The following is a 545-nucleotide window of genomic DNA, read 5'->3' as shown; positions in this document are numbered from 1 at the left end:
TCTCTTTCTTTATTGCTTTAATTATGCTTCTCTCTTAATTCCCAGTAAGTAAAGAATCAGAGCCATTCTAATGTGCTTGCCGCACAGTGCCTGGAAGAAGTAAGCGGCTCTCGGGTCGTCATCCACTTCTACAGAGATTTCATTGACCCTTGGCAGTGGGTGCATGATGGTCAAATCTTCTTTTGCAGCCTGCAGTTTTTCTAAATCCAGAATGTAGCTGTCCTTCAATCTGATATAGTCTTCTTCGTTGAAGAAACGTTCTCTCTGTACACGGGTCATGTACAGAATGTCTAGCTCTTCCATAGCGTCTTCCAGTCTTTCAACTTCTTTCCATTTTGCGCCGGCTTTGTCCATGGATTCCTTCACGTAGTCAGGTACCTGCAGTTCCTGCGGGGAGATGAGAACGAAGCTGACGTTTTCGTATCTCAGCATTGCTTCGATGAGGGAGTGTACGGTTCTTCCGAATTTTAAGTCGCCGCAAAGACCTACCGTCATGTTGCCCAGTCTGCCTTTTTTTCTCTTGATGGTCAAAAGGTCGGTCAGGG

The 545-nt window shown here is 45.7% G+C and carries 1 pseudogene; it reads right to left on the bottom strand.

Annotated elements, in window-relative coordinates:
* Positions 1-21: 21 nt before the first annotated feature.
* Positions 22-545, bottom strand: a pseudogene (locus D1841_RS18445) (aspartate carbamoyltransferase); the annotation flags it as partial.

Source organism: Neglectibacter sp. X4 (genome assembly GCF_009917365.1).
In the GTDB taxonomy this organism is placed as follows: domain Bacteria; phylum Bacillota; class Clostridia; order Oscillospirales; family Acutalibacteraceae; genus Acutalibacter.
Note: the sequence above shows the minus strand (reverse complement) of the source record. Positions and strands in the feature narration are given on the sequence as shown.